General features: G+C 72.7%; 20 protein-coding genes and 1 pseudogene. 2 read left to right on the forward strand and 19 right to left on the reverse strand.

Annotated features, from left to right (window positions below):
* Positions 1–28: 28 nt before the first annotated feature.
* From OG552_RS07215 to OG552_RS07240, 6 genes and pseudogenes are all read right to left on the reverse strand, one after another.
* On the reverse strand, positions 29–664 hold the full coding sequence (locus OG552_RS07215) for a hypothetical protein (RefSeq protein WP_329130422.1): 636 nt from the start codon (positions 662–664) through the stop codon (positions 29–31).
* Positions 649–1,578 (reverse strand): annotated as a pseudogene (locus OG552_RS07220) (ParA family protein); the annotation flags it as partial. The gene OG552_RS07215 and the pseudogene OG552_RS07220, both read right to left, overlap by 16 nt.
* Before the next feature lie 404 nt (positions 1,579–1,982).
* Entirely contained in the window at positions 1,983–3,107 is a 1,125-nt protein-coding gene (ald, locus tag OG552_RS07225) for an alanine dehydrogenase (RefSeq protein WP_329130423.1), read from the reverse strand.
* 277 nt (positions 3,108–3,384) lie between these two features.
* Entirely contained in the window at positions 3,385–5,763 is a 2,379-nt protein-coding gene (locus OG552_RS07230; protein ID WP_329130425.1) for a tetratricopeptide repeat protein, read from the reverse strand.
* 305 nt (positions 5,764–6,068) lie between these two features.
* Positions 6,069–6,692: an NUDIX hydrolase gene (locus OG552_RS07235; protein WP_329130428.1), complete on the reverse strand. Its 624-nt coding sequence runs from the start codon at positions 6,690–6,692 to the stop codon at positions 6,069–6,071.
* A gap of 33 nt (positions 6,693–6,725) precedes the next feature.
* Positions 6,726–8,378, reverse strand: a complete 1,653-nt coding sequence (locus OG552_RS07240; RefSeq protein WP_329130430.1) for a CTP synthase — start codon at positions 8,376–8,378, stop codon at positions 6,726–6,728.
* Positions 8,379–8,819: 441 nt separating this feature from the next.
* On the opposite strand from OG552_RS07240, the gene OG552_RS07245 reads away from it, so the two are divergent.
* Entirely contained in the window at positions 8,820–10,634 is a 1,815-nt protein-coding gene (locus OG552_RS07245) for a glycoside hydrolase family 15 protein (protein ID WP_443070881.1), read from the forward strand.
* Positions 10,635–10,702: 68 nt separating this feature from the next.
* Here the strand turns inward: OG552_RS07245 and OG552_RS07250 are convergent, their stop codons facing one another.
* From OG552_RS07250 to OG552_RS07295, 10 genes are all read right to left on the reverse strand, one after another.
* Positions 10,703–11,695 (reverse strand): aldo/keto reductase, encoded by a 993-nt coding sequence (locus tag OG552_RS07250; RefSeq protein WP_329130433.1) that lies wholly within the window; start codon positions 11,693–11,695, stop codon positions 10,703–10,705.
* A complete protein-coding gene (locus tag OG552_RS07255; RefSeq protein ID WP_329140618.1) occupies positions 11,677–12,396 on the reverse strand; it encodes an MmyB family transcriptional regulator in 720 nt (239 codons plus the stop codon). Before OG552_RS07255 ends, OG552_RS07250 begins: the two co-directional genes overlap by 19 nt.
* A 103-nt stretch (positions 12,397–12,499) precedes the next feature.
* Positions 12,500–12,832: an SDR family NAD(P)-dependent oxidoreductase gene (locus OG552_RS07260; protein WP_443070882.1), complete on the reverse strand. Its 333-nt coding sequence runs from the start codon at positions 12,830–12,832 to the stop codon at positions 12,500–12,502.
* Positions 12,833–12,856: 24 nt separating this feature from the next.
* Complete coding sequence (locus tag OG552_RS07265) at positions 12,857–13,981, reverse strand: glycosyltransferase family 4 protein (protein WP_329130435.1); 1,125 nt, start codon at positions 13,979–13,981, stop codon at positions 12,857–12,859.
* A gap of 101 nt (positions 13,982–14,082) precedes the next feature.
* A complete protein-coding gene (locus OG552_RS07270) occupies positions 14,083–14,916 on the reverse strand; it encodes a hypothetical protein (RefSeq protein ID WP_329130437.1) in 834 nt (277 codons plus the stop codon).
* A 46-nt stretch (positions 14,917–14,962) separates the two neighbouring features.
* Complete coding sequence (gene recN / locus OG552_RS07275) at positions 14,963–16,714, reverse strand: DNA repair protein RecN (protein ID WP_329130440.1); 1,752 nt, start codon at positions 16,712–16,714, stop codon at positions 14,963–14,965.
* Between the two features lie 54 nt (positions 16,715–16,768).
* Positions 16,769–17,710 carry an NAD kinase gene (locus OG552_RS07280; RefSeq protein WP_329130442.1) on the reverse strand — a complete coding sequence of 314 codons (942 nt, stop codon included), beginning with the start codon at positions 17,708–17,710 and terminating at the stop codon, positions 16,769–16,771.
* A gap of 59 nt (positions 17,711–17,769) precedes the next feature.
* Entirely contained in the window at positions 17,770–18,576 is an 807-nt protein-coding gene (locus OG552_RS07285) for a TlyA family RNA methyltransferase (protein ID WP_329130444.1), read from the reverse strand.
* Between the two features lie 7 nt (positions 18,577–18,583).
* Entirely contained in the window at positions 18,584–18,865 is a 282-nt protein-coding gene (locus OG552_RS07290; RefSeq protein WP_329130446.1) for a hypothetical protein, read from the reverse strand.
* Entirely contained in the window at positions 18,858–19,982 is a 1,125-nt protein-coding gene (locus tag OG552_RS07295) for a histone (RefSeq protein ID WP_329130447.1), read from the reverse strand. Before OG552_RS07295 ends, OG552_RS07290 begins: the two co-directional genes overlap by 8 nt.
* Positions 19,983–20,121: 139 nt before the next feature.
* Here OG552_RS07295 and OG552_RS07300 point away from each other — a divergent pair, with 139 nt between their 5' ends.
* Positions 20,122–20,469 (forward strand): SCP2 sterol-binding domain-containing protein, encoded by a 348-nt coding sequence (locus tag OG552_RS07300; RefSeq protein ID WP_329130449.1) that lies wholly within the window; start codon positions 20,122–20,124, stop codon positions 20,467–20,469.
* Here OG552_RS07300 and OG552_RS07305 read toward each other — a convergent pair.
* The 3 genes from OG552_RS07305 to OG552_RS07315 form a co-directional block, all read right to left on the reverse strand.
* Positions 20,417–21,358 (reverse strand): ABC transporter ATP-binding protein, encoded by a 942-nt coding sequence (locus tag OG552_RS07305; RefSeq protein WP_329130451.1) that lies wholly within the window; start codon positions 21,356–21,358, stop codon positions 20,417–20,419. The two genes, OG552_RS07300 and OG552_RS07305, sit on opposite strands and share 53 nt — an antisense overlap.
* A gap of 117 nt (positions 21,359–21,475) precedes the next feature.
* The gene (locus OG552_RS07310; protein ID WP_329130453.1) at positions 21,476–22,534 is read right to left on the reverse strand and encodes a FecCD family ABC transporter permease; all 1,059 of its coding nucleotides are present in this window, start codon (positions 22,532–22,534) and stop codon (positions 21,476–21,478) included.
* Positions 22,531–23,604: a FecCD family ABC transporter permease gene (locus tag OG552_RS07315; protein WP_443070883.1), complete on the reverse strand. Its 1,074-nt coding sequence runs from the start codon at positions 23,602–23,604 to the stop codon at positions 22,531–22,533. The genes OG552_RS07310 and OG552_RS07315 overlap by 4 nt, the downstream gene beginning before the upstream one ends.
* Between the last annotated feature and the right edge of the window lie 18 nt (positions 23,605–23,622).

Raw genomic sequence — 23,622 nt, forward strand, 5'->3', positions numbered from 1 at the left:
CCCGGGCCCCACGCCTGGAGGTGAGCGGTCAGCGACCGCGCAGGCGGCGCACGAGAATGCTCGCGTCGCCGCGGGATTCGAGGTCGGCGAGGACGACGGCGACGGCCTCACGGACGATACGGCCGCGGTCGATGGCCAGCCCGTGCTCGCCGCGCAGCACCAGGCGGGCGTGCTCCAGGTCCATCAGCTCCTCGGCGGAGACGTAGACGGTGATCTTCTCGTCGTGGCGTTCGCGCCCGCTGGGGCGGCGGTTCTGCCGGGGCGCCTTGCGGCGGCCCTGGGGCGGCTGCTGCTGGGACGGGCTCTGCAGGGGCGGCGGGACCTGGGGGGTGACCGTCGCGGTCACGGTGGGCATCCCGGCCGAGGCCGGCTTCACTCCGGCGCGTTCGGCGGTCAGCGGCCTGCGAGGGCCTGGCGCCCCGTCACGGCCGCCGTGCTCCACGGCCCCGGACCGGGGGTCCGCCTCGCCCTCGCGGCTCTCCTGGGCCTCTTCCGCCCGTGACTCCGCCCGTTCGTCCTGCCGTTCGTCCTCCCCGCCCGGGGGGACCGGCCGCAGCTGTGTCTCGCCGCCGGGGTGCTGCCGTGGCTGCGGGGCCTGGAGCGCTGCTCCCCCGGTGGTCCGGAACAGTTCGTCGGCGCCCGGCAGACTCACTCGGCGTGGCACCGGGCGAGCACCTCCCTGGCGAGCTGGCGATAGGCGGCGGCACCGACGGAGTTGGAGGCGTAGGTGGTGATCGGCTCACCGGCCACGGTGGTCTCGGGGAACCGTACGGTCCGGCCGATGACGGTGTGGAAGACGTGGTCGTCGAACGCCTCGACCACCCGGGCCAGCACCTCGCGGCTGTGCACCGTGCGGGAGTCGTACATCGTGGCGAGGATGCCGTCGAGTTCGAGTTCGGGGTTGAGCCGCTCGCGGACCTTCTCGATGGTCTCGGTGAGCAGCGCCACTCCGCGCAGCGCGAAGAACTCGCACTCCAGCGGCACGATCACCGAGTGCGCCGCGGTCAGCGCGTTCACGGTGAGCAGGCCGAGCGAGGGCTGGCAGTCGATGACGATGTAGTCGTAGTCGGCCATCAGCGGCTTGAGCGCGCGGGCCAGCGCGGACTCACGCGCCACCTCGCTCACCAGCTGCACCTCGGCGGCCGACAGGTCGATGTTGCTGGGCAGCAGGTCCATGCCGGGCACCGCGGTCTTCAGCAGCACCTCGTCCGCCGCCAGCCCGCGTTCCATCAGCAGGTTGTAGACGGTGATGTCCAGTTCCATCGGGTTGACGCCGAGGCCGACCGAGAGCGCGCCCTGCGGGTCGAAGTCGACGAGCAGGACCCGGCGGCCGTACTCGGCGAGCGCGGCACCCAGGTTGATGGTCGAGGTGGTCTTGCCGACCCCGCCCTTCTGGTTGCACATCGCGACGATCTTCGCCGGGCCGTGGTCGGTCAGCGGGTTGGGGATCGGGAAGTACGGCAGCGGCCGGCCGGTGGGCCCCACCCGCTCGCGGCGCTGCCGGGCGGCGTCGGGGGCCAGCGTGGCGGCATACTCCGGATCGGGCTCGTACTCCGCGTCCGGGTCGTAGAACTGGCCGTCCTGCAGGTCGTCGTTGTTGTCGTAAGGCGCCATGGCGTAAGAGGGTTGCGTCTCTGTGCTCGACTCGGGGCGGCGGGACTCGAAGGTGTGGACCGCGACCGAACCGACGGTCATTCCTGGTTGACCACCCCCGGGAGCAAATGTCGACTCATTCACAAGTCGTCTTACCTCCTTGGTGACCAGGAAACTTCTAGACAGGTCAGCGTGACTACAGCCGACGCTTCGCGACTCTATGGCGTGTCAGTGGTCCGCAGCAACACAATCCGCCGGACACGGCACGATGTGTCGGCAACCGAACGCCCCTCTGTCAAGGGCGTAACCACGCGATCGGCCGGGTCTCAGCTGCCAAGACCCGGCCGGATAAACGGAGTTGACACCGGCTGCCAGAAACCGGCGCCCGATCAGCCCAGCAGGGCTTGCAGGTCGGCGGCCTGCAGGCCGTGCGCCTCGGCGACCGGGCCGTAAACGACCTGTCCCTCATGGGTGTTGAGACCGAGCGCGAGCGCCACGTCCCGGCGCAGCGCCTGGCGCCAGCCCCTGTCGGCGACCTCCACGATGTACGGCAGCGTGGCGTTGGTCAGCGCGTACGTCGAGGTGTTGGGCACCGCGCCGGGCATGTTGGCGACGCAGTAGAAGACCGACCCGTGGACGGTGAAGGTCGGCTCCGCGTGCGTGGTGGGCCGGGAGTCCTCGAAGCAGCCGCCCTGGTCGATGGCGATGTCGACAAGTACCGAACCCGGCTTCATCCGGGACACCAGCTCGTTGCTGACGAGCTTGGGGGCCTTCGCGCCGGGGATGAGCACCGCGCCGACCACCAGATCGGCCTCCAGCACGGCCTGTTCGAGCGCGTATGCGTTGGAGGTGATGGTCTGCACGCGGTTGCCGAACACCTTGTCGGCCTCGCGCAGCTTGTTCACGTCCTTGTCGAGCAGGGTGACGTGGAAGCCGAGGCCGAGCGCGATGGTGGTGGCGTGCCAGCCGGAGACACCGGCGCCGATGACGACCGCCCGGCCGGAGCGGACGCCGGGCACGCCGCCGGGCAGCACCCCGCGGCCGCCGGCCGAACGCATCAGGTGGTAGGCGCCGACCTGCGGGGCCAGCCGGCCGGCCACCTCGGACATCGGGGCGAGCAGCGGCAGCTGCCGGTTGGGCAGCTCGACGGTCTCGTAGGCGATGGCGGTGGTACCGGACTCCAGCAGCGCGTCGGTGCACTCCCGGGAGGCGGCCAGGTGCAGGTACGTGAAGAGGGTCAGGTCCTTGCGGAGGCGGTGGTACTCCTCGGCGACCGGCTCCTTCACCTTCAGCAGCAGCTCGGCCCCGGCCCACACCTCGTCGGCGGTGGGCAGGATGGCGGCGCCGGCCGCCAGGTACTCCTGGTCGGGGATGGACGAACCGTCGCCGGCGCCCTCCTCGACGAGGACCTGGTGTCCGTTGCGGACGAGCTCGTGCACACCGGCCGGGGTGATGGCCACACGGAACTCGTTGTTCTTGACCTCGCGGGGGATGCCCACCTTCACGTCGATCACGGTCCTTGCACTCAGGGAGAACTGGCGGGATCCGGCAGGCCCTGAGGGAGCGCATGCCGAAGGACGTCCTGACATGGTGCGGGATGGCACGACACGTCGGACCTGACCGCGTTGTGTGCGGCCGTGCCCAGTTTAGTGAAGGAGTTGCCGCTGTCCAGCCTTACAAAGTGGTGGGTTCAGTCGAAGACATTGGCAGTTTCGTAGGCTGGTCGGCGGCTGGGGTGCCATGGGGAGCCGCCGAACCCGACGAAGGGGCGCCGGGCCGGCGGGCCGTCCCTCAGAAGGCCGGGAACTCGCCGGGGCGGAAGAGCCGCTGGGCGGCGGCGCGCTGCAGGCCCGCGCCGCCGGAGTCGCCGAGCCGGTCCAGGGCGTCGGCGAGCCGCAGCAGCACCGCCGCCTCCAGCCGCCGCTCGCCCGCCTGCCGGGCCCAGTAGAGCGCGTCACGGCAGGTGCGCAGGGCGTCCTCCGGGTGTCCCGCGTACTCCTGGACCCGGGCGGCCTCGGTGAGGGCGCGGGCCTGTGAGGGCAGGTCGCCGAGCCGCCGGTAGACGCCGGCCGCGGAGCGCCATTCGCGCAGCGCGGGGCCGTAGCGGCCCAGGTAGGTCAGCACCGCGCCGATCCTGGCGTGCAGCCGGGCCTGGTCGGCGAGTTCGCCGCGGGCCTGGCGCAGGGCCAGCGCCCGGCCGAACCAGTCCGAGGCGCGCGGCAGGTCCTGCTGGGCGAGGTAGGTGCCGCCGAGTGCCTCCAGCACCCGCCCCTCGGCCTCGGTGTCGTCGCCGTCCCGCGCCGCGCCGAGCGCCTGCCGGTACCTCTCCACCGCGTCCGCGGGGCGGCCGGCCTCGGCGTCCAGGTCGGCCAGGTTGATCAGGGCGGCGGCCCTCTCCCGGTGCAGGCCCCGGCGCTCGGCGACACCGAGGACGAGGCGGTGCAGTTCGTACCGTTCGGCGAGCGCGGGGGTGGCCGCCGGGGCGGCGGTCAGGGCCCGGACCAGGGCGGCCACCAGACGGCGGGCCAGCGTGTCGAGTTCGCCGTCGGCGACGGCCATCCGGGCCGCGGCCATCAGCCCGGGCAGCCGGGCGTCGAGCCATCCGGCGGCGACCGCGGGGGTGGCGAACCGCAGCGTACGGGGCAGCCCGTCGGCCGGTTCCTCGCCGGCGAGCGCGGCCCGGCAGGAGACCAGCAGCCGTACGGTCCGCTCCAGCATCCGGGCCCGCGCCAGCCGTACGTCCTCGGGCCGGTCCCGGGTCTCCACCAGCCCGCGCAGCAGCGGCTCCAGGCACCCGGGCACGCGGTAGCGCCCCTGCTCACTCCCCGGGGCGAGCAGCCCGCCGGTGACGAAGTCGTCCAGGGTGCCCTGGGCGGCGGGCACCGAGCACCCGGCGAGCGCGGAGGCCGACTGGGCGTCCACCAGGCCGGCCGGGGCGAGGGACAGCAGGCGCAGTATCCGGGCGGCGGTGCCCGGCAGGGACTCGTACACCAGCCGGAAGGCCCGGACGAGCTCGCCGGGGGCGGCGGGGGGCGCGGGGGCGTGCGGCGGCTCGGGGGCGGGGTCCGGGGTGGACGCGGGAGCGGATTTCGGCGTGGATTTCGGCGTGGGCTTCGGCATGGATTTCGGTGTGGGCTTCGGCCCGGTGGTGGGGGCCTTGGCGGCGGGCCCGGAGGCTTCCCCGGCCGTGGGTTCTCCGCCCGGCGTGCCGTCCTTCGCCTCCCCGGCCTGCTCGCCTTCCTTCGCCGGCCCGGCTCCCTTCGCTGCCAGGTCCGGCGGGGCCAGGCCGTCGGTGGCCCTGGGGGCGGGCGGGAACGGGGTGTCGGAGGCCGCCCGCAGCCGGGCTGCGGCCTCCGACAGCGACAGGCGCGGCTGGGCGGCGAGCCAGGCGCCGACCAGGCGGAGCGCGGTGGGGTGCCCGGCCGCTTCCTGGACCAGCGATTCGGCGCCCCGCGGGTCGTTGGTGACCCGGGTCTCCCCCACCGCCTGTCCGAGCAGTGCCACCGCCGCCGCGGAGTCCAGGCCGCCCAGCGTGCTGGGCCGTACATCGGCCACTCCGGCCAGCGGACCCCCGGAGGTCACCACCACCAGGCTGCCCGCCGTCTGAGGCAGCAGGCCGGTCAACTGGCCCGCGTCCACCACGTCGTCCAGCACGATCAGCACCCGCCGCCCGGCCAGTGCCTCGCGCAGCGCCGCCGGGGCGTCGGCCGGCTGTGACTCCCCGGCGGGCGCGACGGCTTCGGGGCCCTGTCCCTGGGGCACGACCGCCGTCGCGGACCGGTGCCGCTGCTCGCCGACCGCGGCCAGCAGCGTGGCCGCCACCTGCTGCGGCGGGAGGGCGTCGCCGTGGTCGCCGGTGAGCCGGAGGAAGAAGTGGCCGTCCGGGTAGTCCGCGGCGACCTGCCGGGCGAGTTCGAGGGCCACCGCGGTGCGGCCGATCCCGGGCCGGCCGACCACGAGCAGGACCCGGGGGCGGGCGGGGGGACTGGTGCGGGTGGCGCCGAGGCCGGGGCGGCTGATCTCGGCGCGGAGTTCGGCGAGTTCGCGGGCGCGGCCGACGAAGCGGGGGGCCGGCGGGGGGAGAGCGGAAGGAGAGGCGGACGTCCGGGCCGGCACATCGGGAGCTTCCGCGGGCCGTGCCGGAGGCGGATCGAGTGCCTGGTCCGTCACGGGGCACGCTCCCGGCTGGTGTGGTCGTCGTCGCTGCCGCCACCTGCGCGAGGGGCGTGCGCCGAGCCTAGTTCACGCGGTGCGCCCGTTCCCCTGGCCCGACGCGGCCAACAGCGTCAATGATCACCCCATCGGATCATCGCACCGCCGACCACGGACCACCGGCCACGGACCACCGACCGCCGCCCACGGACGCCCGGCACCCGGCGCCGGCTACCCACCCGGGCCACGTGCGCTGCCGCGGACCCACCGGCCGGTCCGCCCTTTACGGCCTTACCGCCTCACGCCCTCACGCCCTCACGCCCTCACGCGGTGAACGGCCGGGCCGGCCACGGCGCCTCGGCCGGCCGCAGTGCCTCAAGCCCGTCCCCGGCGAGCGCGGCGGTGACCGCCAGCACCCCGGTGACCAGGGCGTTGTTGTGCAGATCCCCGGTGAGCACCCCGTGGACCAGGTCGGTCAGCGGCACCCGGGAGGTCTCCATGTCGGCCTCCTCCTCGGCGACCTCGAACCGCGCGCCGTCCGCCTCCGAGAGGTCACGGGCCAGGAAGATCCGGATCGCCTCGTCCGAGCCGCCCGGCGAGGGGTACACATCGACCAGCACCCGCCAGTCGCCCGCCTTGACGTGTGCCTCCTCGTACAGCTCCCGCTGGGCGGCGTGCAGCGGGTTCTCGCCGGGGATGTCGAGCAGCCCGGCCGGGATCTCCCAGAGCTTGTGCCGTACCGGGTGCCGGTACTGCTTGATCAGCAGGACCCGGCCTTCCCCGTCCAGCGCCAGGATGGCGACGGAGCCGGGGTGGACCTGGTAGTCCCGGACCGCCGTCCCCCCGTCCGGCATGACGACCTCATCGCTGCGGACACCGGTCTTCTTGCCGGTGAACGGCGTGGAGGTCGCGGTGATCCGCCATTCCTGCGGGGTGTCCTGGAGCATGTGCGCCTTCCGGGAAGGAGGTGGGAGAGGGGTTCAGCCCTGCTTGGCGGCCACCGCAGCCGCGACCAGTCCGGCGAAGAGCGGGTGCGGCCGGGTCGGGCGCGACTTCAGCTCGGGGTGCGCCTGGGTGGCCACCAGGTACGGGTGCACCTCACGCGGGTACTCGACGTACTCCACCAGCTTGTTGTCCGGGGACGTCCCGGAGAAGACGATGCCCGTCTGCTTCTCCAGCTCGGCCCGGTAGGCGTTGTTGACCTCGTAGCGGTGGCGGTGGCGCTCCTCGACGTACGCCTGGTCGCCGTAGACCTCGCGGACGATGGAGCCCTCGGCGAGCTTGGCCGGATAGGTGCCCAGCCGCATGGTGCCGCCGAGGTCGCCCTTGCCGCCGACGATGTCCAGCTGCTCGGCCATGGTGGAGATCACCGGGTGCGCGGTGCCCGGGTCGAACTCGGTGGAGTTGGCGTCGGTGATGCCGGCCAGATTGCGGGCCGCCTCGATGACGATGCACTGCAGGCCGAGGCAGAGTCCGAGGAGCGGGACGCGGTTCTCACGGGCGAAGGTGATCGCCTGGACCTTGCCTTCCACACCGCGGTCGCCGAAGCCGCCGGGCACGCAGATCGCGTCCACGTCGGAGAGCTGGGCCGCTGCGCCCGCCGGGGTCTTGCAGTCGTCCGAGGTCACCCACTTGATGTGCACCTTGGCGTTGTTCGCGAAGCCGCCGGCCCGCAGCGCCTCGGTCACCGACAGATACGCGTCGGGCAGGTCGATGTACTTGCCGACCAGCGCGACCTTCACCTCGTGCGCGGGCTCGTGGACCCGCCTGAGCAGGTCGTCCCACTGGGTCCAGTCCACATCGCGGAAGGGCAGGTCCAGCCGCCGGACAACATAGGCGTCCAGGCCCTCGGTGTGCAGCACCTTCGGGATGTCGTAGATGGACGGCGCGTCGATCGCGGCGACCACCGCGTCCTCGTCCACGTCGCACATCAGCGAGATCTTGCGCTTGATCGCGGTGGGCACCTCGCGGTCGGCGCGCAGCACGATCGCGTCGGGCTGGATGCCGATGCTGCGCAGCGCGGCCACCGAGTGCTGGGTGGGCTTGGTCTTCAGCTCGCCGGACGGGCCGATGTACGGCAGCAGGGAGATGTGCACCACGAAGACGTTGTCGCGGCCGACCTCGTGCCGGACCTGCCGTACCGACTCCAGGAACGGCAGCGACTCGATGTCGCCCACGGTCCCGCCGACCTCGGTGATCACCACGTCGACGTCGTCGGTGGCCATCCGCCGGATCCGGGACTTGATCTCGTTGGTGATGTGCGGGATGACCTGCACGGTGTCGCCGAGGTACTCGCCGCGGCGCTCCTTGGCGATGACCGAGGAGTAGATCTGGCCGGTGGTGACGTTCGCGGAACCGGCCAGGTTCACATCGAGGAAGCGCTCGTAGTGCCCGACGTCCAGGTCGGTCTCGGCGCCGTCGTCGGTAACGAACACCTCACCGTGCTGGAACGGGTTCATGGTGCCCGGGTCCACGTTGAGGTACGGGTCGAGCTTCTGCATGGTGACCCGCAGGCCGCGCGCCTTGAGCAGCGCACCGAGGCTGGAGGCGGTGAGCCCCTTGCCGAGCGATGAGGCCACCCCACCGGTGACGAAGATGTGCTTGGTGGTGGTGGTTTTCGGCGCAATTGCCAAAGGGGGGCTCCCGTGGTCGCGAGGTGAGGGTCGAAACGGCGTTCTTGCCTGGGAGCGCCGTTGCGGCGGTTCAGTGGTTCAGCCCACCGGCCCACGGGCTACCAGGGTAACAGCGCCGACGCCATGCCCTCCCGATGGCACACGCCACCAGGCGTTGTATACGTTCTGCGAACGGTTACGGCCTTTCTGCGGCCAAGTGCCCAGGTCCACCCGTCCGGCGCAGCGAAGATCACCGGAAGATCGCCGAGAGATGCGCACCAGTCCTTCCGAAGACGTATTCTGCTCGGACGCATTGCGCGAGCAGACCGGCACGGCACCATCCCCGCCCTCTTCCGGATCATTGGGCTCGTTCAAGATCCAGAAAAGTTCCAGAACCAGGTTGTTCCCTAGACCGCAAGACCGTCCCAGCGGGGGCGGCGCCGTGTTCGACTGGAGTTGCTCGTGGCCGGGCGTATCGAGGACTACGCACTCATCGGAGACATGCAGACCGCCGCACTGGTCTGCCGGGACGGCACAGTCGACTGGCTGTGCCTGCCCCGCTTCGACTCACCGGCGGTCTTCGCCGGGCTGCTCGGCACGGACGAGCACGGTTTCTGGCGGCTGGGGCCCGCCCATCCCGAGGGCAGCGGGACCCCGGACGCCACCCGCCGCCGTTACCGCGGCGACTCCTTGGTGCTGGAGTCCGAGTGGGACACCGACCGGGGTACGGTCCGGGTCATCGACTTCATGCCGCCGCGCGACGGCGCCCCCCAGCTGATCCGGATCGTGGAGGGCGTCAGCGGCCGGGTGCCGATGGTCTCCACCCTGCGGATGCGCTTCTCCTACGGCCAGGTCACCCCGTGGGTGCACAAGGTCGGCGACCGTACGGTGGCGGTGGCCGGGCCCGACTCGGTCTGGCTGGACACCGAGGTCGACACCTTCGGCGAGAACCTGACGACGTACTCCGAGTTCACCGTCGCGCCCGGCGACCGGGTGGCCTTCACGATCAGCTGGGAGCCTTCGCACAAGCCCCAGCCCTCCCTGCCCGAGCCCGAGGTGGCGCTCAGCAACACCGAGGACTTCTGGCGCGAGTGGGTCGAGCAGTGCACCTACTCCGGCCCGTACCGGGAAGCGGTCGTCCGCTCCCTCATCACGCTCAAGGCGCTCACCTACGCGCCGACCGGCGGGATCGTGGCGGCGCCCACGACATCGTTGCCCGAGGACATCGGCGGGGTCCGCAACTGGGACTACCGCTTCACCTGGCTGCGGGACGCGGCGATCACGCTCTCCTCGCTGCTGCGCACCGGCTACCGCGACGAGGCCCGCGCCTGGCGGGAGTGGCTGCTGCGCGCGGTGGCCGGCGACCCGGAGAACCTGCAGATCATGTACGGCATCGCCGGCGAGCGGGAACTGGGCGAGAACGAACTGCACTGGCTGCCCGGCTACGAGGGCTCCGCGCCGGTCCGGATCGGCAACGGGGCCGCGCACCAGCTCCAGCTGGACGTCTACGGCGAGGTCACCGAGGCGCTGCACCTGGCCCATATGACCGGGCTGGCCCGCAACGACTACGCCAGCATCCTGCAGCTGAAGCTGATCCGCTATCTGGAGAAGCACTGGAACGAGCCGGACGAGGGCATCTGGGAGGTGCGCGGCCCGCGCCGCCACTTCGTGCACTCCAAGGTGATGGCCTGGGTGGCGGTCGACCGCACGGTCAAGCTGATCGAGTCCGGCGAGGTGGACGGTCCGCTGGAGCGGTTCAAGGAACTGCGCGAGGACATCCACTACGACGTGTGCGAGAAGGGGTACGACCGGGAGCGCAACACCTTCACCCAGTCGTACGGCTCCCGCGAGCTGGACGCGTCGCTGCTGCTGATCCCGCAGATGGGCTTCCTGCCGCCGGACGACAAACGGGTGATAGGCACCATCGAGGCGATCCAGCGTGAGCTGTCGACCTCGGACGGTTTCGTGCTGCGCTACCCGACGTCCAGCGGCGCCGACTCGGGTGAGGAGAATCTGGACGGCCTGCCCGGTGACGAAGGCGCCTTCCTGGCCTGCTCGTTCTGGCTCGCCGACGACCTGGCGATGATCGGCCGGGTGGACGAGGCACGGCGGCTCTTCGAGAAGCTGCTGGCCCTGCGGAACGACCTCGGTCTCCTCGCGGAGGAGTGGGACCCGCGCCGCAAGCGCCAAGTGGGCAACTTCCCGCAGGCGTTCAGCCATGTGCCGCTGATCGACACGGCCCTGCGACTGACCGCGGCCGGCGCCTTCCGCGCCTGAGCCTTCGCGGGATGGAGGACCTGGAACGGACCACGGGGGCCGATTCCAGATCCGGCAGACAACGGGGTTCAGCGGCCGAAGCGTGACTGCAACTGCTCGGGGACACGTTCACCCTGGATCCGGATGGTCGCCGCGGCCTCTTCGATCCGGTCCAGGTCGCCGGTTGTCAGCTCGACGTCGAGTGCGCCCAGGTTCTCTTCCAGGCGGTGCAGCTTGGTGGTGCCGGGGATCGGCACGAACCACGGCTTCTGCGCCAGCACCCAGGCGAGAGCGATCTGGGCCGGCGTGGCTCCCTTGTCGTCGGCGATCTGCCGCAGCAGGTGGACCAGCTCCTGGTTGGCCTGCCGTGCTTCAGGGCTGAAGCGCGGAAGCAGGCGGCGGAGGTCGTCGTCGGCCAGCGACGTGCTGGAATCGATCGTGCCGGTCAAGAATCCCTTGCCGAGCGGGCTGAAGGGCACCAGACCGATGCCCAGTTCCTCCAAGGTCGGAATGATCTCGGTTTCGTGCTCGCGCATCCAGAGCGAGTACTCGCTCTGGAGTGCCGTCACCGGCTGCACGGCGTGGGCGCGGCGAATCGTCGCGGCACCGGCCTCGGACAGGCCGAAGTGCTTCACCTTGCCTTCGGCGATCAGCTCCTTGACCGTGCCGGCCACGTCTTCAATGGGCACGTCGGGGTCGACCCGGTGTTGGTAGAGCAGGTCGATGCTCTCGGTGCGAAGACGCTTGAGCGAGGCCTCGGTCACGTGGCGGATCTGCTCGGGCCTGCTGTCGACCCCGGACAGCGGGGTCGGCCCGTGCTCGCCGTGCCTGATGCCGAACTTGGTGGCGATCACCACTTGGTCGCGGACCGGCGCCAGCGCCTGACCGACCAGCTCCTCATTGGTGAACGGGCCGTAGACCTCGGCGGTGTCGAAGAAAGTCACGCCCCGGTCGACGGCCGCCCGCAGCAGCTTCGTCATCTCGGCTGTGTCATGTGGCTGACCGTAGAAGAAACTCATGCCCATGCAGCCGAGCCCGAGAGCCGAGACTTCGAGGCCTTGTCCTAGTTTGCGTTGTCGCATGAGAGATGCTCCTGGGGTATCGGTCGTCCGGCTCTCGCTTGTTCCGTGTGTGGCCGGGCGCCGGTACAGAGGTGAGGCAGCCTTCCGGGACGCGGGCGAGACCCTGCTGATACAGGTACTGCGAGAGCCTCCCTCAGCCGCCTGGCCAGATTGTCGGCGGCGGGCCGCTGCCGGAACAGCTCACTGCACGTTGACAATTCGCCGATCAGGGCGACGAGCTCCTCGTCGTGCGGATCGCGGCCGGCTTCCATGCGCAGCGTCGCGGCCGCGTTCCGTGTGACCTGGTCGTAGTCGACGAAGAACGTCCTGGCTGCGTCGTGGTTCAGGTACACGAACCGCGCGGTGTTGGCGGGGCGTCGCGGGTCCGCCGTCGCCACGGGCTTGCGGCGGCGTCGACCGCTGGGTGCCCCGGACTGGCGCGCGAGGTGAAACAGGTGATCGCGCTCCGCGTCGTCGAGTCGCAAGGCCGAGGCCAACGCGTTGAGCACGCCCTCGGAGGTGCCGGCCAGGGCGCCGCGCTCCCTACGCACGTAGTACTCGACCGACACGCCTGCGAGGAGCGCTACTTCCCCGCGTCGCAGACCCTTGACCCGGCGGTTGCCACCGTAGGCGGGCAGTCCTGCCCTGTCGGGCGTGATGCGGGAGCGACGTGACCTCAAGAACTCCCGGATCTCGGTGCGCAGATCCATCGTGCCGGCCACTCCCTCATCGTAACGCCCGGCCCGCAGGTGAAGGGGGATACCGCTGATACCCCGATGCCCGATCCTGCGTAGGGGGGCCGACGCCGCGATCGCCTCGCCGAGCTCATCGAGGGTCGCGGCCATCATCGTCGGCGGTGCCCGCCCTGCGAAGTGCCGGCGGCAGCGCCTGGACCGGCCAGAACGGCGACTTCAGGTCGAGGTCGACGACCGCGTCGCAGGCCGCGTCCGGGACCGTCGCCGGCGGCTCGTCCCCCATGGCGCCCGCGTTGTTGACGAGGATGTCGAGACGCTCCGAGGCGGCGGTGACGAGGCCGGACAGTCGCCGGCACTCGTCGTGGCGGGACAGGTCGGCGGGACAAGTCAGGCGGGCTCGCAGGCGACAAGCAGACCCTTGCGGTACAGGTACTGCCAGAGCCCCTACCCGGTCACCGGGCAAGAACTCCGCAGCTCACCTGCAGCCCTACCGGCCCTGGATCAACTCGTCGTAGACGCTGAGGACTTGGGCCACCGTGTCGTCCTCGGTGGGCCAGGTGGCGGCCTGGGCGCGGCCGGCCGCGGTGAGTGCGGTACGGCGGGCCGGGTCGGCGAGCAGCGCGGTGATCGTGCCGGCCAGCGCGGCTGCGTCGCCGTACGGCACCAGGGCGGCGGCCTCGCCGACGAGTTCGGGGGTGCCGCCGACCGCGGTGGCCACCAGCGGCACCCCGGCGTGCAGGGCCTCCTGCGCGATCAGGGCGCGCGCCTCCCAGCGGCTGGGCAGCACCACCAGGTCGGCCGCGGAGAGCAGTTCGGGGATGTCGTCCCGCCGGCCGAGCAGCAGCACGGGCAGCCGCTCGGCCGAGATCCGCCGTTCCAGGGCCCCGCGTTCCGGTCCCTCCCCGGCGATGGCGATCAGCGGTCGCGGGTCGAGGCCGGCCCAGTGACCGGCCGCGTCGAGCAGCAGGTGATAGCCCTTGCCCGGCTCCAGCCGGCCCACCGACAGCAGCAACGGCCGGTCGACCGCGCCGAATTCGGCCCGGGTCTTCTGCCGGTGCCGCTCTCCGTCGGCCGGCGGGCGCGGGGGCCGCGCGGTCGGCCGGGGCACCGCGACCGGCGCCAGCCGGACATCACGGGCGCCGTGGGCACGGGCCCGGTCCACCAGGTCGGAGGAGACCCCGAGCACCACGGCGGCGCCGCGAACCGCCCGCCGCTCCAGCCAGCGCAGTATCGGGCCGCCGTCGGTGGGCGCGTCGGAGCCGTGCCAGGTGACGACCAGCGGGGTGCGGCGTCCGCCGAGCGCGAGGGTGGCCAGCAGTCCGGCCCGCAGCCCGTGCGCGTGCACGACGGCCGCCCCGGTGAACGCCGCTCGCAGCGAACCGACCGCGGGTGCGTCGGTGCTGGTGCTCCGGCCGATGTCGAGCGGCAGGAAACGGGCGCCGGATCTCGTGAAGGCGTAGTCCCGCTCGGTCGTCGCCGGCCCGCACACGGTGACCTCGACCCCGCGGGCGACCAGCCCGCCGGCCAGCGAGCTGACATGCGCTCCCGCGGCCGTGCTCAGGACGTGCACGGCGTGCAGCGTCCCCTGGGCGGGGTGCGAGGTGCTGCTCACGCGGGGAAGGGCTCCTGACTCGGCGCCGGACGTCTCGGATCGGGGGATGGTGCGGTGACCCGTCAAGGATGCCAGCCGGGCCCGCTCACCCGGGCCGGGCATCACCCATACGGGTGTGCCACCCGGCCCCAGGAGTCAAGGTGCCGTATTCCGGGCGCGTTCCACAACCGCCCCCGGGTGGAGATACGGTCACCGGCCGCCGTCATGACGACCAGCAGGGCGGCGTGCAGCACCAGCCCGGTACGTCCATTGGCGGTGACGATGGCGGTACCGAGAGCGGCGCCCAGCGCGTGCGCGCCCGCGTCGCCGAGCATCGTCCGCTCGCTCAGCTCGTCCCCGAGCACGGCCGCGGCGGCGCCCACGGAGGCTGCGGTCAGCACCGCGCCGGGGCCCTTGCGCAGCAGCGCCGGGGCGCCGGCCGCGATCACGGCTTTGGCGGCGCGGCCGGGGGCGACGTCGATGAGGTTCACCGCGTGGGCGGCGCCGGCGATGACCGTGCCGGCCAGCAGCCGGTCCACCGGCCGCGCCTTGAGCAGGGCGCCCGCGGCGAGGCCGGCGGCGCCGATACCGAGGAGTCTGACCCCGCCCGAGGTGAGCCGGCCCGCGCGCAGGGCGCCCAGATGGGCGGCGAACCCCCGGACGTGCGGGCTGCCCTTCTGGTCGTCGTACGCCCCGCAGGCGCCGGCCGCCAGCGCGGCGCCGACCGCGGCGAGGCGGGTTCTGACGCCGACGCCGCCGGCCAGGCCCATCGCGGCTGCCGCGCCCGCGGCCGCCGCGAGGCCGCCGTACAGTTCCACGCCGCGGCCGGCGTGGTTGGTGCGCTGCCAGAGCCGTGCCTCCACCGGGGGGTACCGGCGCAGTTGCTGGTACGCCGCCCTGGTCGCCGCGGCTGCGGCGGCCCCCGCGGACAGCCGCCCGCTCCTGCGTATCCTCATGACCGGACCTCCCTGCCCGCCGTGTGCGGGGGGATCCCCCGCGCGGTCAGCGGGCGGCCTTGGCAGCGGCCAGGAGCTCTTCGGCGTGGGCGCGGCCCAGTTCGGAGTCCTCCAGACCGGCCAGCATCCGCGAGAGCTCCCGCACCCGCGCCTCACCTTCGAGCACGGTGACCCCGCTGCGCGTCACGGACCCGTCGTTGGTCTTCTCGACCAGCAGCTGCCGGTCCGCGAAAGCCGCCACCTGCGGCAGATGCGTGACCACGATCACCTGCGCGGTACGGGCCAGCCGGGCCAGCCGCCGCCCCACCTCGACCGCCGCCTTGCCGCCGACCCCGGCGTCCACTTCGTCGAAGAGGTACGTCGGCACCGGATCGGACCCGGCGAAGACCACCTCCACCGCCAGCATGACCCGGGAGAGCTCACCGCCGGACGCCCCCTTGGCGATCGGCCTGGCCGGTGAGCCGGGGTGCGGTGCGAGCAGCAGCTCGACCTCGTCCACCCCGTTCGGACCGTAGACCACCGCCCGCCCGCCGACGTCCACGCCGGCCGCCGGGTCCGCCGCCTCCGTCTGCCCGATGGCCACCGTGACCCGCGCATGCGGCATCGCCAGCTCCGCGAGTTCCGCGGTGACCGCGGCCGCGAAGCGGTCCGCCGCCTCCTCGCGCGCGTCGGTCAGCGCCTGCGCCAGCCCGCTCAGCTCGGCCCGCAGCGCGTCGCGTTCTGCGGTGAGTTCGGCGATCCGGTCGTCGTCGCCCTCGAGTTCGGCGAGCCGGGCGGCGCTCTGCGCGGCCCAGGCCACCACGCTGTCGATGTCCTCGCCGTACTTGCGTACCAGGTGGGCCAGGACCGACCGGCGCTCCTCGACCGCCGCGAGCCGCAGCGGGTCCGCGTCCAGGTTGTCGGCGTATCCGGCCAGTTCCCCTGCGACGTCGCCGAGCAGGATGCCGATCTCGCCGAGGCGGGCGCCCAGCGCCGAGAGCACCGGGTCGTGCCCGCTCACCGCGTCCAGTGCCCGCTGCGCCCCGGCCACCAGGGTGGTGGCGTCGACGCCCTCGGGGTCCTCGGGGTTCCCGGCCAGCGCGGCGTGCGCGATGGTGGCGGCGGAGGCGAGGGCCTCGGCGTGCCCGAGCCGTTCGGCTTCGGCGGAGAGCTCCGCGTCCTCACCCGGCAGGGGCTCGGCCGCGGAGACCTCCTCTATGCCGAAGCGCAGCAGGTCGGCCTCCTGGGCGCGTTCCCTGGCCCGGGTGGTGAGTTCGTCCAGTTCGGCCGAGATCTCCCGCAGCCGCCGGTAGGCGTGCCCGTACTTGGCCAGCGGTACGGCGACCGCGTCGCCCGCGTACCGGTCGAGGGCTTCCCGCTGCCGGGCCGGCCGGAGCAGGCCCTGCTGGTCGGTCTGGCCGTGCACCGCGACCAGGTCGTCGGCGAGTTCGCCGAGCAGCCCGACCGGGACCGTACGGCCGCCGACGTGGGCCCGGGACCGGCCTTCGGCCGACACCGTGCGGCTGATCAGCAGTTCGCCGCCGTCCAGCTCGGCCCCCGCCTCTTCGGCCCGGACCGCGGCCCGGGCCTCGGGGTCCATTGTCAGCCGGCCCTCGACCAGCGCCTGCTTGGCGCCGATCCGCACCAGCGCCGGGTCGGCCCGGCCGCCGAGCAGCAGGCCGAGACTGGTGACGACCATGGTCTTGCCCGCGCCGGTCTCGCCGGTGACCGCGGTGAAGCCGGGCGAGAGTTCCACCACGGCGTCCTCGATGACACCCAGCGACCGAATCCGCATTTCCTCCAACACGGATACGACCATACGAGGTTTGCCACCCGCCGCGCGACGGACGGCCCCCCTACCGGTCCGTGAGGTTCACTGCGGGGCGCCCCGCCAGCCCGCGACGGGCAGCGCGAACTTCGCCACCAGGCGGTCGGTGAAGGACGCGTGGTGCAGCCGGGCCAGCCGTACCGGCACCGCCCCGCGCCGTACTTCCACCCGGGCGCCGGCCGGCAGCGGTACGGTCCTGCGGCCGTCGCACCACAGCACGCCGTGCGGCGTCTCGGGCTGCACCTCGACGGCGAGTACCGAGCGCGGCGAGGTGACCAGTGGCCGGGCGAAGAGCGCGTGGGCGCTGATCGGTACCATCAGCAGCGCCTCGACCTCGGGCCAGACCACCGGCCCGCCGGCCGAGAAGGCGTACGCGGTGGAGCCGGTGGGGGTCGCGCAGACCACGCCGTCGCCGCCGAACCGGGAGACCGGGCGGCCGTCGACCTCGGTGACGACCTCCAGCATCCGCTCGCGGGACGCCTTCTCCACCGATGCCTCGTTCATCGCCCAGTCGGTGTGCACGACGCGGCCGCCGTTGCGGACCAGCACATCGAGAGTCATCCGCTCCTCGACCTCGTACTCGCGGGTGACCACCCGGTCCACGACCTTGTCGAGGTCGTCGCGTTCGGCCTCGGCGAGGAAGCCGACCCGGCCGAGGTTGACGCCGAGCATCGGCACCCCGGAGGCGCGGGCGAACTCGGCGGCCCGCAGCAGGGTGCCGTCGCCGCCCAGCACGATGATCAGTTCGCAGCCCCGGACCGAGCCGGGGCCGATCTCGCCGACCAGTTCCACGCTCGGCGGCAGCTCCAGGTCGGCGGCCTCGTTCCCCAGCAGCCGTACGCCGATGCCGCTGGCCAGCAGACCGTGCACCACCCGCTCGGCGCTGCGGACGGCTGCCTCGCGCCCGGTGTGGGCGAGCAGGAAGACGGTGCGGTCCTGATGGGGAGCGTGCGGCGCCGGGGCGGCAGCCGGTGACGCCGCGGTCACCTCTGAAGACAGCGAAGACTGCGAAGTCTGTGAAGACTGTGAAGACTCGGACGACATGGTCAACGGGGCCCCTCCGCCACAGCACGGTCGACATCGGCCGGGTCCAGCGCGGGCGCCCCGGTCCGCAGCCACAGAAAGTACTCCACATTCCCGGACGGGCCGGGCAGCGGGCTGGCGGTCACGCCGAGCGCGCCGAGCCCGAGTCCTGCCGCCTGTTCGGCGACCTTGCGTACGCTCTCGGCCCGCAGCGCGCTGCTGCGGACCACACCGCCGCTGCCCAGCCGCTCCTTGCCCACCTCGAACTGCGGTTTCACCATCAGCACCAGGTCCGCGCCGGGCGCGGCGCAGCGGACCAGCGCGGGCAGCACCACGCCGAGCGGGATGAAGGAGAGGTCGCCGACCACCAGGTCGACCGGGCGGCCGTCGATCATGTCGAGCGTCAGCTCGCGCACATTCGTACGGTCCTTCACCGTGACCCGGTCGTCGCTCTGCAGCGACCAGGCGAGCTGCCCGTAGCCGACGTCCACGGCGACCACCTCGGCGACGCCGGCCCGCAGCAGCACGTCGGTGAAGCCGCCGGTGGAGGCGCCGGCGTCCAGCGCCCGGCGGCCTTCGACGGCCAGCCCGAGCGGGGTGAACACGGCGAGCGCACCGGCGAGTTTGTGCCCGCCGCGCGATACGTACTCCGGTTCCGAGCCGTCCTTGGCGACCACCACGGCGGCGCTGGTCTCCACCTGGGTGGCCGACTTGGTCGCGGTGGCACCGCCGACAGTCACCCGCCCGGCGGCGATCAGCTGGGTCGCGTGCTCCCGGGAGCGCGCGAGGTTCCGGCGCACCAGCTCAGCGTCGAGTCGGCGTCGTGCCACGTACGTTTCAGCCCCTGTTCTCGTCCAGCGCGGCGAGTGCGTCCCGCAATCCGCGGTGCACATCCTCGTACACCTCGATGTGCGCCTGCGTCGGCAACTCGTCGGCGTCACCGAGCCGGACAACCGCGGTGTCGACGTCAGCATTCCCCGTGGCCGCGACGACGACTCCCAGCGGCTGCGGCCCGGCCAGCTCCGGGGCCCCGCTTTCGGCCATGTCGGGCGCGGCACCGGGGGCTTCCACGGGGGCTTCGCCGTACGGCCGTTCTCCGATGCCGGCCGGCTCACTCATCGGTGGATCCGGACGCTCCGGAGGACGGCTGGGGGCCGGGTGCCTTCCTCGCCGGGGCCTTCTTCGCCGCAGCGCCCGAGGTCGTGGTGCGCCTGGGGTTCGCGGTCTTCTGGGCCGCGGTCGCCTTCTTGGCCGTGGCCCTGGTCGCGCTCTTGGCGGGCGCGGTGGGGGCCGGCGCGGTGCGGGCCGGGGTGGTCCCCGCGGCGATGGTCTCGGCCGCGGTGGCCCTGGTGGCCGTCGCCTTCTTGGCGGGAGCCTTCTTCGCGGGGGCTGCCTCCTTGGCGGGGGCGGCCTTCTTCGCCGGAGTCGCCTTCTTCGTAGCCGCGGTCTTCGCGGCGGCGGCCTCCTTGGCCGGAGTGGCCTTCTTCGCGGCCGTGGTCTCCCCCGCGGGTGCGGCCTTCTTCGCGGCCTGGGCTTTCTTGGCCGGCGCGGCCTTCTTGGCCGTCTTCTTCGCCGGGGCCGACTTCTTCGCCGCGACCGTGGTCCTGGTCGTGCCGGAAGCCGCGTCGGACGCGGCGGCCTTCCGGGTGGTGGCCGCCTTCCTGGCCGCGGTCTTACGGCTCGCCGCGGCCTTCTTCGCCGCAGCGGCCGAGGGCGCCGGGGCGGCCGGCGGCTCACCGGCGGGCGCCGCCGGACGGACCGTGGACGCCGGCTTCCTGGTGGTACGGGCCGGCTTCGCGGCGGCCTGGCCCGGCTCGGGCTCGACGGTGACGTGCTCGACCGTGGGCGACGAGGACGGACCCTTCGGCTTCCGCTCCGGCTTGGCGGCCGGGGCGGAGGGCCGCTCCAGGTCGTGGATGCGCCGCTCCAGCGTCTCCAGCACGACGCCGACCTTGGTCACCTCGTCGGCAAGGCGCCCGACCCGGCTCATTCCCTTGTCGACCTCTTCACGGATCAGCCCGAGCAGCAGGTCGCGGTTGGCGCGGCCGGACGCCATCAGCTCGTCGGCGAGGGTCTGCACCTCGGTCGGAATGGCGTCGCCGATCCGCTGCTGGACGGCGCCGACGTCGATTCCGGCCTGACCGAGCAGGTCCCTGGCGGCGTCGACCGTACGGCGGCGGGTGGCCTCGGTCAGGCCGCCCGCGATCTGCAGACAGGTACGCAGCGCGTCCCTCATCGCTCTCACTCCTCGCCTTGCCGTTGACACATGTGGTCACGACGCTACCGCCTCCAGCCGCCCGGCCCCGCTCAGCGCACCTGCGGTACGGTCATCCGGACGCATCACCCGATGAGGAGACCCGGGGGAGAACGCACCGATGGCCACCATCGAGGAGTGCCGCGCCGCGCTCGACGAACTGTCCCTGAACCTCGCGGAGGCGGACGGGCAACTGCGTGCCGCGGCGGCGCTGGACCGGTCGCTGAGCTGCCGGATCACCGATCTCGACACCACGTTCGTGGGCCGGCTCAGCGACGGCCGGATCACGCAGGTGACCACCGTGTCCGGCACACCCGCCGACAAGGCGCAGATCCGGCTGTCGATGAAGGGCGACGATCTGGTGGCCCTGGTCGGCGGCGAGTTGAACTTCGCCCGGGCGTGGGCCGGCGGGCGCGTCAGGGTGCAGGCGAGCCTGCGGGACGTGCTGCGGCTGCGTTCGCTGCTGTAGCGCCCGCCGGGTCCGACGGTGCAGCCAGTGCGGACGGTGCAGACGGTGCGGACGGTGCGGTCGGGACACCGAACGGCCGGCGCGCCGCCGGCACCACCAGCGGCGTACCGCTCTCCGGGTCCTCGATGATGCGGCAGCGCACCCCGAAGACCCGCTCCACCAGTTCGGCGGTGATGATCTCGGCGGGCGGGCCCTGCGCCTCGATCCGGCCCTCGCGCATGGCGATCAGATGGGTGGCGTAGCGGGCCGCCTGGTTGAGGTCGTGCAGCACGGCGACCAGGGTCCGGCCGCGCTCCTCGTGGAGGTGCGCGCACAGGTCGAGTACGTCGATCTGGTGCTGGATGTCGAGGAACGTGGTGGGCTCGTCGAGCAGCAGCAGCGGGGTCTGCTGGGCCAGCGCCATGGCGATCCAGACGCGTTGCCGCTGCCCGCCGGAGAGTTCGTCGACATAGCGATCGGCGAGTGCGGCCACCCCGGTGGCGGTCATCGATTCGTCGACGATCCGCTCGTCGTCCGCCGACCACTGCCGCAGCAGCCCCTGGTGCGGGTAACGGCCGCGGGAGACCAGCCCGGCGACGGTGATGCCGTCCGGTGCCACCGAACTCTGCGGCAGCAGGCCCAGGGTCCGCGCCACCGCCTTGGCCGGCAGCGAGCCGATCGCGTGGCCGTCCAGCAGCACCCGGCCCTGGGACGGCTTGAGCAGCCGGGACAGGGCCCGCAGCAGTGTCGACTTGCCGCACGCGTTGGGGCCGACGATGACGGTGAACGAGCGGTCGGGTATCGCCACCGACAACTCCTCGGCGATGACCCGCTGGTCGTAGGCGAGGGTGACGGTCTCGGCGCGCAGCCGGCTCTCCGGTGCGTCGGTCGACTTGTCGCTGCGGGTCATGCGGTGCTCCCGTGGTTCCTGGGTCGTCGCGGCACGTGGTGCGGGCGGTGCCCGTCGCTGTGTCGTCGTGTCGTCGTGTCGTCGTGTCGGCAAGGGACCGGGCGGCCGGCGCCGTCCTCATATCCGGCCCGCCTTCCGTTCGGTGATCAGCAGCCACAGCAGATAGCCGCCGCCGAGCACTCCGGTGGCCACGCCGACCGGCACCTGCCCGGAGCCGAAGGCGCGCTGGGCGGCCAGATCGGCGATGACCAGCAGGGCCGCGCCCATCAGGGCGGACGGCAGCAGGCTGACGCCCGGCGAGCGGGTGAGCCGGCGGGCGAGCTGGGGCGCGGTGAGCGCGACGAAGGCGATCGGCCCGGCCGCGGCGGTCGCCCCCGAGGTGAGCAGGACCGCGGCGAGCACCGTGACCAGCCGGGTGCGCTCCACCCGTACGCCGAGCGCGGCTGCCGCGTCGTCCCCCATCTCGGTGATCCGCAGCGCCCGGCTGTGCAGCAGCAGCACCGGCATCAGCACCGCGCAGAGGATCAGCAGCGGCCACACCTGGTCCCAGTCACGGCCGTCGAGCGACCCGGTGATCCAGACCACCGCCCGGGCGGCGTCCACGAAGTCCGCCTTGACCAGCAGATAGCTGTTGACCGCGGCGAGCACCGCGGAGGCGCCGATCCCGACCAGCACCAGCCGGTAGCCGTGCACCCCACGCTTCCATGCCAGCAGGTAGACGCCGAGCCCGGTGAGCAGGCCGCCGGCCACCGCGCCGGCCGACACCTCGAACGTCGAGCCCTTGAGCAGCACGATGACGATCAGCGCGCCGGCCGCCGACCCCTGCCCGAAGCCCACCACGTCGGGGCTGCCCAGCGGGTTGCGGGAGACGGTCTGGAAGGCGGCGCCCGCCATCCCCAGCGCCGCGCCGACCAGCAGCGCCACCACGACCCGGGGCAGCCGCAGCTGGCGGACGATGAACTCCTGGCCCGTGTCGCCGTTCCCGGTGAGGGAGCGCAGCACGTCCAGCGGGCCGATGCGGTAGTCGCCGGTGCCGATGAGCACCACCGACACCGCGAGCGCGACGGCCAGCAGCACCACGGAGACCAGCAGGGTGCGCCGGTCGACGCGTACCGGGAACGTCCGGTGGACGGCGGCGGCCTGAGCGCGGTCCCGGTCCTTGACGGCGGGGCTCACAGTTCGGCCATCCTTCGGCGCCGGACCAGCAGGATGAAGACGGGCCCGCCGAGCACCGCGGTGACGATGCCGACCTGGAGTTCGGCGGGCCGGGTGACCAGCCGCCCCACCACGTCGGCGCCGAGCAGCAGCACCGGCGAGAGCACCGCCGCGTACGGCAGGATCCAGCGCATGTCGGGTCCTGTGATGCCGCGCACCACGTGCGGCACCATCAGGCCGACGAAGACGATCGGCCCGCAGGCGGCGGTGGCCGCCCCGCACAGCAGGGTGATGGCGAGCATGCACACCACCCGGGTGCGGGCCAGCCGCGCACCCAGACCCCGGGCGGTGTCGTCGCCGAGCGCCACCGCGTTGAGCGGCCGGGCACAGGCGAGCGCCAGTACGGTGCCGGCGGCTATGAAGAGCACCACATGCCGGACGGTGGCCATGTCGGCGGCGGCGAGCGAGCCGACCTGCCAGAAACGCATCCGGTCCAGGGCCGCGTTGTCGGTGAGTTCGACCGCGTTGGTATAGCCCTGCAGCAGCGCGGTCGCCGCGGTGCCGGCCAGCGCCAGCCGGACCGGTGTGGCGGCCCGGCTGCCGCCGACGGCGTAGACGAGAGTGGCGACGATCGCGGCGCCGGCCAGCGCGAACCACACATATCCGGTGACCGAGGTGATCCCGAAGAAGCTGATCGCGGTGACCACCGCGGCGGCGGCGCCGGCGTTGACCCCGAGCAGCCCGGGGTCGGCCAGCGGGTTGCGGGTCAGCGCCTGCATGGCGGCGCCGGCGATGCCCAGGGCCGCGCCGACCAGCAGGCCGAGCAGCGTACGCGGCAGCCGGACCTGGCGGATCACCACATCGTTGTCGGTGCCGGCGTAGTGGAACAGGCCGTGCCACACCTGGTCGAGCGGGATCTCCTTCGCACCCAGCCCGATGCTCGCCAGCGCGACGAGGACGAGGAGCCCAACGGACAGCAGCAGTCCCGCCGTTCGTTTCGCGTTCGCCCGGGAGACGCTGCCGCCGGGCGGTCCTGAACCCTTCGCTGCCGGGAGCGAAGGGGCGGCAGGGGAGTGACGGTCGACCAACACGAGGATTAGGTTAGCCTA

The organism is Streptomyces sp. NBC_01476, assembly GCF_036227265.1.
Taxonomy (GTDB): Bacteria; Actinomycetota; Actinomycetes; order Streptomycetales; family Streptomycetaceae; genus Actinacidiphila.